Raw genomic sequence first — 8,784 nt, forward strand, 5'->3', positions numbered from 1 at the left:
CCAAGTCCTGCAGTTATTGAACCGACGGATAAGACCGTTGCAAGAAAATTAGAAAGTACATCATGTTAAAAAAATTAGTAAGACAAAACTGGCCTTATGTGTTGACCTCCATCGCTGGAACAATTCTATCTATCCTTAAGTTTTCCCAAGGAAACTGGCAGCTAGGGATGATTTGGCTGGCAGTGACAGCTTATTGGCTAGTAAAATTGTATCAAAAGTATCAAGTCCTAAAGAATACTCAGAAGTAATGGAGAAACTATGATTAAAATTTACGATACCATGACTCGCAGTTTGCGTGACTTTGTGCCCTTGGAAGAGGGGAAAGTCAAGATGTATGTTTGCGGTCCGACGGTTTACAACTATATCCATATCGGAAATGCCCGTAGTGTCGTGGCTTTTGATACCATCCGCCGCTACTTTGAATACCGTGGCTTTGATGTAGCGTACATTTCTAACTTTACGGATGTGGATGACAAGATTATCAAAGCTGCTAATGAAGCTGGCATGACAACCAAGGAACTTTCTGATAAGTTTATCGCAGCTTTCAAGGAAGATGTGGCAAAGTTAGGTGTCAAGCCAGCTACCAAAAACCCTCGCGTTATTGACTACATGGATGAAATCATTGATTTTGTGCAGGTCTTGATTGACAAGGGGTACGCCTATGAAGCGGCTGGCGATGTTTATTTCCGTGTGGAAAAGGCAGCCAATTATGCTCGTTTGGCCAACAAAACCCTGTCTGACTTAGAAGCTGGGGCTTCTGGTCGTGTTGAGGGAGAAGGTCAATTGAAGGAGCATCCTTTCGACTTTGCCTTGTGGAAAACTGCCAAGCCAGGCGAAGTTTCTTGGGAAAGTCCTTGGGGAGCAGGTCGTCCAGGTTGGCATATCGAGTGTTCGGTTATGGCGACAGAGATTTTGGGAGATACCATTGATATTCACGGTGGTGGTGCGGACTTGGAATTCCCTCACCATACCAATGAAATCGCCCAGTCTGAGTGCAAAACAGGGCAAACCTTTGCCAATTACTGGATGCACAATGCCATGCTCAATATCAATGATGAGAAGATGTCCAAGTCCTTGGGCAATTTCCTGACAGCCCATGATATGTTGGAACAAATTGACGGTCAGGTCTTGCGATTCTTCCTATCGACCCAGCACTACCGCCGTCCACTCAACTACACTGAGAAGGCTATTTCAGATGCGGAAATCAATCTCAAATATCTAAAAAATACTTATACACAACCTGTGCAAAACTCTGTGGATAAGTTGGGTCTTGAATTACATCTGTCGGCCTTTGAAGCGGCAATGGATGATGATTTCAATGCGGCAAATGGGATTACGGCTATCTTTGACTTTGCCAAATGGATCAACTCTGGCAACTACGATGAAACTGTAAAAGAAGCCTTTGGAAACATGCTGCAAGTGTTCGGCATTGTCTTTGAAGAAGAAGTATTGGACAGCGAGATTGAAGCCTTGATAGCAGAACGTCAAGCAGCGCGTGCCAATCGGGATTTTGCGACGGCTGACCGAATTCGTGATGAATTGGCAGCCCAGGGCATCAAGCTCTTGGATACCAAGGATGGTGTGAGGTGGACACGTGACTAAGGCAGTAGATGTCAATCTCATCAATGGAATTGCCCTGGCTTTTGAAGGGGATGCTGTCTATTCCATGTATGTCAGACGGCACTTGATCTTCAAGGGGCTGACCAAGCCCAACAAGTTACATGGTGAGGCCAACAAATACGTTTCTGCCAAAGCCCAAGCAAGCCTGATCGCTGCCCTCTTAGAAGCTCAGCTATTGACCGAAAAAGAGGAAGAAATCTACAAACGGGGCCGCAACACCAACAGTCACACCAAGGCCAAGAATGCAGACGTGGTGACCTACCGGATGTCCACAGGCTTTGAGGCGGTCTTGGGCTTCCTACACATGACCGAGCAGATCGAACGCTTGGAGGAGCTGGTGGGCTGGTGCATTGATAAAATAGAAAGGGGATAAGATGTTCGAGAAGGAAGTGGAAGGCTGGTTTCCGCAGGCCAAGTTGTCGCAGGAAGCGGGTGAAAACTCTCTTGCTTTGGGCGACGGTCGCTATCTGAATCTGGCGGATGCGGACTTGACGGATCGGGAACGCTACCTCTTGTCCTTGTTGTCGCGTCCTCAAGACCAGAAACCGTCTAGCCCTTGGCAGTCCTACCTACAAGGTCAGGGCTCGCTGCCCCAGGCGGTTGAAGCCGTGCAGTTTATCCATGTCCACCTTTGGTCGCAGAAGGAAGCCCAGCTGGACGCTTGGCGGACCATGATGACCGACCTCCTCCCCAGCCAGGTGGCTCAGGTGCAGCTGACGGCTCAGGACTACCTCTTTATCCTGGAGCAAGGTACTTGGACAGACTATCAAACTCTTCTGGCAGATACCCTGTCGGCCTTGGAGTTCGACTTCGGCTTGCGCCTGACCCTCTTGGTCGGCCAGGTCTGGCCCCGTCAACTCGCAGACCGCTGGCCTCAACTCTACCAAGCAGAGTCGGTCCTTTTCGCTCAATGGCGAGCCGACTACCACCAATCAATCGTCCTATCCTTTAGTCAACTCTTTCTTTGGGGGCAAGGCAGAGCAGGTTTGGAGTTTGGTCTGATAAAAGCTAGTATGCTACAGTTGATTGACCAGCAAGATATGCAGGATATCATTTTAGCCCTGTGGACAGAAGGAGCTGTGGTTACTAAGACAGCTCAGACCCTCTATATCCACAGGAACACCCTCCAATACCGTTTGGAAAAGTGGCAAGATTTGACTGGACTTCAGCTTAAAGACCTGACCGATTTAAGTTTTTGTTATCAAGTATTACTAGATAGGTTTTTTTAATCTTTTGTGCAACTTGTACAAAAGATTGTGTTCTTTTTGTTCGCCTTGACCTAGAAAAATAAAACGCTTTCATTTACAATAAAACTATCAAAGAAAGTGAGGCTTGAACATGGTTCAACTTAATTTAAAAAATATTTATAAAAAATATCCAAATAGCGAGCATTATTCCGTTGAAAACTTTAATCTAGATATTAAAGATAAAGAGTTTATTGTTTTCGTAGGTCCTTCAGGATGCGGTAAATCAACTACTCTTCGTATGATTGCTGGATTGGAAGATATTACAGAAGGTGAAGCTTACATCGACGGTGTGTTGATGAACGATGTGGCACCAAAAGACCGTGATATTGCCATGGTATTCCAGAACTATGCCCTTTACCCACACATGACTGTATTTGACAACATGGCTTTCGGTTTGAAATTGCGTAAATACAGCAAGGATGAAATCAAAAAACGTGTGGAAGAAGCAGCACAAATTCTTGGCTTGACAGAATTCTTGCAACGTAAACCTGCTGACCTTTCTGGTGGTCAACGCCAACGTGTTGCCATGGGTCGTGCCATTGTCCGTGATGCAAAAGTCTTCCTGATGGATGAGCCTTTGTCAAACTTGGATGCCAAACTGCGTGTATCCATGCGTACAGAGATTGCTAAAATCCACCGTCGTATTGGTGCAACAACGATCTACGTAACGCACGACCAAACAGAGGCCATGACCTTGGCTGACCGTATTGTTATCATGTCTGCGACTAAGAATGAAGCAGGTACAGGTACAATCGGTCGTATCGAACAAATTGGTAGCCCAGAAGAGCTTTACAATAAACCTGTAAACAAATTTGTTGCCAGCTTCATCGGTAGTCCTGCAATGAACTTCTTTACAGTGACTCTTCAAGAGGGTGTGCTTGTTGGAGATGGTTTCAAAGTAGATCTTCCAGAAGGTCGTCGCAAGCATTTGGAAGAAAAAGGCTACAACGGTAAATCATTTACATTGGGTATCCGTCCAGAAGACATTAAAGCTTCACAATTGGAGTTGGACACTTATCCATCTTCTATCGTGGAAGCAGAAGTTGTCGTTTCAGAGCTTCTTGGTGCGGAAACCATGCTTTACTCTAAAGTAGGTAGCACAGAGTTTGTATCTCGTGTCGATGCGCGTGATTACCACAATCCAGGAGACAAGGTTCGCTTGACCTTCAACCTCAACAAAGCTCATTTCTTTGATGATGAAACAGATCAAGCCATTGTTTAATCTTTTATAATTTGTTCATAAAACACCAAAGACCCGCTATTATGACGGGTCTTTTTCATCTTTATAAACCTCATAAAAATCAACCTTGAGTCGAATAAAGGCTTCCATGTCGTGTAGGAGTTGGAAGAGGGTGGCACGGGTTTCAAATTCTTCTCGGGTTTGTGGCAGTGGTCGCTCGCGGAAGGTGGCATGGAAGAGTTCGATGTCTAGGAGCAGTTCCTTGGCGGAGTTTTCTCGGCTTAGTTGCTGGGCTGCTCGCTCGAAGAGGCTAGATAGGATGACATTTTCTCTGCCTTCCAGTAAACACTTGTTGATGTTTCCTGCCATGGTTCGCAGGATTTTATTTTGTGCAGCTCGCATTTCAAAGTAATGGACCTGGTAGTTGGTCTGCTGGAAGAGCTGGTTGTGGCGGTCTAGGTAGACGACTTTCAGGGCTTCATCCAAGGTCTTATCCAGCTGCGTAATCAATTCTGCCTCGTTTCGTCCGTCGCCGTTGAGCAGAAAGGCTTCAAAGCGGAGGAGAATCTGCTTGAGTAGGTCTTCGACTTGGTCGTGGTAGGCCTCGATTTTCTTTTCTTGCGAGGGCATATAGAGGTTAAACAAGAGTGCCAGTCCTGCCCCAATCAGAAAAAGCGCCAGCTCATTTCCCAAAAAAGTCAGCGAAATATCCTGCTCTAGCAAGAGGTGGGTGACGAGGACGGTTGAGGGGGCGATGCCAGCCTCCCAGTTGAATCTGTAGGCTAGAGGGACGTAGAGTGCCAGGTAAATGCCTAGGGTCCAGATGCCAAAGCCAAAGAGGGCGAAGGTCAGGACGGCTATGGTCAGGGCCAGGAGGGTGGAAAAGAGGCGGTTGCGGGCCATTTTGAAACTGGACTTGCGGGTGTCGAGGATGCTGAGAATGGCGATGATGCCAGCTGCCGTCGCATAGGACAAACCCAGGGCCGTCGCTAGGTAAATGGCCAGAACGGTGGCAAATATCAGTTTAATCGTTCGGAGGGAGAGGGACATGGGGGCTCCTTTGGTCTTAGTCTTCCTTTTATTGTACCATAAAACCCTCCTAAGGTTAGGAGGGTTGAATTTATGCAAACAAGGCAATGATTCCGACTACCAAATAGCAGACTAGTTTGTAGCTTTCGTTGATGAGGATGAGTTTAAGAGGGCGTTGCTCAAAGACATAGTTTTTCAATGAAGCAAGGACTGCAATCACGCCCATGCCGCCAGCTGCGTGGAGTGGTGAAACATCAAGGGTCTTGATGAAGAAAATCGCTACAACAGCAGTCAGCACTTCAATCGCCAAGGAAATCATCATTTCCTTCTGGCCATTTTTCCCAGCTTGACGGTCAACTTCTACCTTGGCCATGTCAATGCCAGAGGTTTCAATCCAAGCATCACGGAAAATCAAACCATACCATAAACCACCAATAGCAAAGGCAATCAGCCCTGCCACAATTCCCAAAATAAGTGTCATACGTTCTCCTTTTTGCGTCCGTTTGTACGGATAAATGATAGATAACAGAATACCATGGTTTGGTAAGGAGATCAAGTTTTTCAGCTGTGATATAGTGAGTGCCTATTTTCAGTCAACCTATGCTATAATACTCTTATGGAACAAAATGATATCGTATATGGCGTACATGCTGTAGTGGAGAGTTTGGAGGCCAACACCGGCAACAAACTCTACATTCAGGATGATTTGCGCGGAAAAAATGTAGAAAAAATCAAGGCACTGGCGGCAGAGAAGAAGGTGTCGATTTCTTGGACGCCGAAAAAGACCCTGTCTGACATGACAGAAGGCGCCGTCCACCAAGGCTTTGTCCTGCGGGTCTCCGAGTTTGCTTATGCGGACCTATCGGACATTCTGGAAAAAGCAGAGCAGGAAGACAATCCTCTCATTCTCATCTTGGACGGTCTGACAGACCCCCACAACTTGGGCTCGATTTTACGGACCGCAGATGCCACTCAGGTAGCAGGCATCATCATTCCCAAACACCGAGCAGTTGGCGTGACGCCTGTTGTGGCTAAGACCTCAACAGGTGCGGTGGCCCATGTCCCAATCGCCCGAGTGACCAATCTCAGCCAAACCCTCGACAAGCTCAAGGAGGCTGGTTTCTGGGTATTTGGTACCGATATGAACGGAACCCCAAGCCACAAGTGGAATACGGCTGGCAAACTAGCACTTATTATTGGCAATGAAGGTAAAGGGATTTCCAGTAATATCAAAAAGCAGGTGGATGAGATGATTACCATTCCTATGAAGGGTCATGTCCAATCTCTTAACGCCAGCGTAGCAGCAGCTGTGCTGATGTATGAAGTATTTCGGAAGAAAATCTAAATGAAAGAAAAAGTTCTCATTGTAGATGGCTACAACATGATTGCCTTTTGGCAGGCCACCAAGCAAGATTTTAAAAAGGGAGACTTGGATGTGGCCAGAACGACCTTGCTTCGAACCTTGTCTCACTACGCAGCCTTTGAACAGATCGAGGTGATTTGTGTCTTTGATGCCCACCATGTGCCAGGTCTTCGCCAGCAGTATGATGAATACAAGGTATCGGTCATTTTTACAGAGGAGGAAGAGACGGCAGATAGTTATATCGAACGACTCAGTGCCCAGCTCAATAGTGACCGTCGCAAGCAGGTTTCCGTCGCAACCAGCGACCTCAACGAACAATGGGTGGTCTTTTCACAAGGGGCTTTACGGGTTTCGGCGCGTGAGTTGGAGGAAAGAACCAGGGTCATCAAAAAGGACTTGGACAAGTTTGTGGACCAGGTAGAGCTCTACACCCCACGGCTCAATCCCTGGTCAGATGGGAATTTTCAAGCCTTAAAAGGAATGATGGAGGAAATGAAAGAGTGACATTTATAATCGTAACCGATTCGACATCGGATTTGCCAATCAGCTGGGTCCAAGAAAACGATGTGACCGTGCTTGGTTTGACCATTAACCTAGACGGCATAACCTATGATACAGTCGGTGAAAACCGTTTGACCTCAGCAGATTTGCTGGAGAAAATGGCTTCTGGCAGTCAACCTACAACCAGTCAGGTCAATGTTGGTCAGTTTGAAGAAGTTTTTGAGGCGGCAGCCAAGGAAGGTCAAGAGGTGCTTTATCTCGCTTTCTCAGCAGCTCTTTCAGGGACCTACCAGAGTGCAGTCATTGCACGAGATATGGTTATGGATCGATATCCAGAAGCAGTCATCACCATCGTTGATACTAAGGCAGCGACCATTGGAGAAGGCTACTTGGTCATGAAGGCCGTTGAGGCGCGTGCTGAGGGTAAGACTTTGGCAGAAACTAAGGCAATCGTAGAAGATTTGGTACCGCGCTTACGGACCTACCTCTTGGTCGATGACCTTAACCACCTGGTGCGTGGTGGTCGCTTATCGAAAACAGCAGGCCTTATTGGTGGCTTAGTGAATATCAAACCTCTGCTTTCACTAGATGTAGAAGGGAAACTTGTGCCTATTGCTAAAATCCGTGGTCGTAAAAAAGGAATCAAAGAAATGTTGAACCTGACCTTGGACAACTTGGATCATTCTACAGTCATGGTTGCTTATACGGGTGATATTGAGGCGGCAGAGGGCGTCAAATCTAGTTTATTGGAAGACGACCGTGTTTCTGATGTTCTATTGACAGAATTAGGACCAGTTATTGCCACTCATACAGGGACAGGAGTCCTAGCTATTTTATCAATTGGGACAGAAATGAGAGCCTAGATTCTAAGGGATATTTCTTGCAAAGATGTATTCCTTTTTGTGTGGCAGCGACATATTGCAGAATAGGACAATCAAAAGGAGATAAGATGTCACTAATCATCAGAAGAGAAGAAGAAAGAGATTACCGCCAAGTTGAGGAGCCAACACGGGAGGTTTTTTGGAATGTCTTTCGTCCGTCAGTTTATCTTTTATTACATCGTTAACTCGTTTTGCCGTATTCCAGTACTGTCTGCAACTCGTTGCCTTGTACTAAAAGTAAACTGAAGGACTATTATCTGAGTGCGACGGAGCATCTGATTGTGCATCAATTACGAAAGCAAAAACACGTCATAAAAGACCTCAATCTTGTCGCGGAAGCCGACGGTCAGCTGGCGGGGCATATCCTCTATGTCGCGTCGGAGATCACGGCAGACGGCGCTCGCCTGCCCAGTCTGACCTTTGGTCCCTTTAGCATCTCGCCAGATCAGCAAGGCCGAGGTTACGGTCAGGCACTGTTAAAGCATTCGTTGGCTTTAGCGGAAAATAGCGGAGCAGTCATGGTGGCCATTACAGGTTTTCCTGATTACTACAGTCGATTTGGTTTTGTCAAGGGTAAGGAGGTCGGCATTCGCTATCAGGCGGACCCAGAAGCTGGTTATTTCTTGGTCAAGTTGTTCCAACCAGAAGCTTTAGATGACCGAGACTGGTGGTTTACAGATCCGCCGGGTTACACAGTGGATGAATTGGTCTTGGAAGAATTTGATAAAACCTTCCCTTATAAGGAGAAGCTGGTCTTGCCTGGACAGCTAGGGCAGTAGGAAAAGTAAACCGGATAAGGCTTTCATTCTCAGCAGCTCTGCTATCTTTCAAAAAATGGTAAATTCTCAAAGTAAGTTCTAGTTTCAGACATTCTAGAAGTTAGTCTGAGAAAACTGCATCAAACCAACAGAATTTAGTCTCAGACTAAGTTCTGTTTTTGACTAAAAATGTTGATAATAGTGA

Annotated in this window: 10 protein-coding genes; 8 read left to right on the forward strand and 2 right to left on the reverse strand. The window is 46.4% G+C overall.

From position 1 onward, the window contains the following. The first annotated feature begins 258 nt into the window (after nucleotides 1–258). The 4 genes from cysS to ODU39_RS01220 all read left to right on the forward strand — a co-directional run bounded on the left by cysS (nucleotide 259) and on the right by ODU39_RS01220 (nucleotide 4,089). Nucleotides 259–1,602, forward strand: a complete 1,344-nt coding sequence (gene cysS, locus ODU39_RS01205; protein ID WP_398579676.1) for a cysteine--tRNA ligase — start codon at nucleotides 259–261, stop codon at nucleotides 1,600–1,602. After that, nucleotides 1,595–1,993, forward strand: coding sequence for a Mini-ribonuclease 3 (locus ODU39_RS01210; RefSeq protein WP_105256997.1), 399 nt, complete (start codon nucleotides 1,595–1,597; stop codon nucleotides 1,991–1,993). Before cysS ends, ODU39_RS01210 begins: the two co-directional genes overlap by 8 nt. Before the next feature lies 1 nt (nucleotide 1,994). After that, the gene (locus ODU39_RS01215) at nucleotides 1,995–2,849 is read left to right on the forward strand and encodes a helix-turn-helix domain-containing protein (RefSeq protein WP_105256998.1); all 855 of its coding nucleotides are present in this window, start codon (nucleotides 1,995–1,997) and stop codon (nucleotides 2,847–2,849) included. A gap of 109 nt (nucleotides 2,850–2,958) precedes the next feature. Continuing rightward, nucleotides 2,959–4,089: an ABC transporter ATP-binding protein gene (locus ODU39_RS01220; RefSeq protein ID WP_398579677.1), complete on the forward strand. Its 1,131-nt coding sequence runs from the start codon at nucleotides 2,959–2,961 to the stop codon at nucleotides 4,087–4,089. Nucleotides 4,090–4,128: 39 nt separating this feature from the next. Here ODU39_RS01220 and ODU39_RS01225 read toward each other — a convergent pair whose 3' ends face one another. Together ODU39_RS01225 and ODU39_RS01230 are read right to left on the reverse strand one after the other, a co-directional pair. Then, nucleotides 4,129–5,097, reverse strand: a complete 969-nt coding sequence (locus ODU39_RS01225; protein ID WP_398579678.1) for an aromatic acid exporter family protein — start codon at nucleotides 5,095–5,097, stop codon at nucleotides 4,129–4,131. A 70-nt stretch (nucleotides 5,098–5,167) separates the two neighbouring features. Beyond that, entirely contained in the window at nucleotides 5,168–5,557 is a 390-nt protein-coding gene (locus ODU39_RS01230; protein WP_398579679.1) for a DUF1761 domain-containing protein, read from the reverse strand. Nucleotides 5,558–5,692: 135 nt separating this feature from the next. On the opposite strand from ODU39_RS01230, the gene rlmB reads away from it, so the two are divergent. From rlmB to ODU39_RS01250, 4 genes are all read left to right on the forward strand, one after another. Then, nucleotides 5,693–6,421: a 23S rRNA (guanosine(2251)-2'-O)-methyltransferase RlmB gene (gene rlmB / locus ODU39_RS01235; RefSeq protein ID WP_024406514.1), complete on the forward strand. Its 729-nt coding sequence runs from the start codon at nucleotides 5,693–5,695 to the stop codon at nucleotides 6,419–6,421. Further along, nucleotides 6,422–6,943, forward strand: a complete 522-nt coding sequence (locus ODU39_RS01240; RefSeq protein ID WP_105248928.1) for an NYN domain-containing protein — start codon at nucleotides 6,422–6,424, stop codon at nucleotides 6,941–6,943. Beyond that, nucleotides 6,940–7,803, forward strand: a complete 864-nt coding sequence (locus ODU39_RS01245) for a DegV family protein (protein ID WP_398578445.1) — start codon at nucleotides 6,940–6,942, stop codon at nucleotides 7,801–7,803. Before ODU39_RS01240 ends, ODU39_RS01245 begins: the two co-directional genes overlap by 4 nt. 299 nt (nucleotides 7,804–8,102) lie before the next feature. Continuing rightward, a complete protein-coding gene (locus ODU39_RS01250; protein WP_161499132.1) occupies nucleotides 8,103–8,600 on the forward strand; it encodes a GNAT family N-acetyltransferase in 498 nt (165 codons plus the stop codon). The last annotated feature ends 184 nt before the right edge of the window (nucleotides 8,601–8,784 follow it).

The sequence above is a fragment of the Streptococcus sp. 2021WUSS126 genome (assembly GCF_044427255.1).
In the GTDB taxonomy this organism is placed as follows: Bacteria; Bacillota; Bacilli; order Lactobacillales; family Streptococcaceae; genus Streptococcus; species Streptococcus hashimotonensis.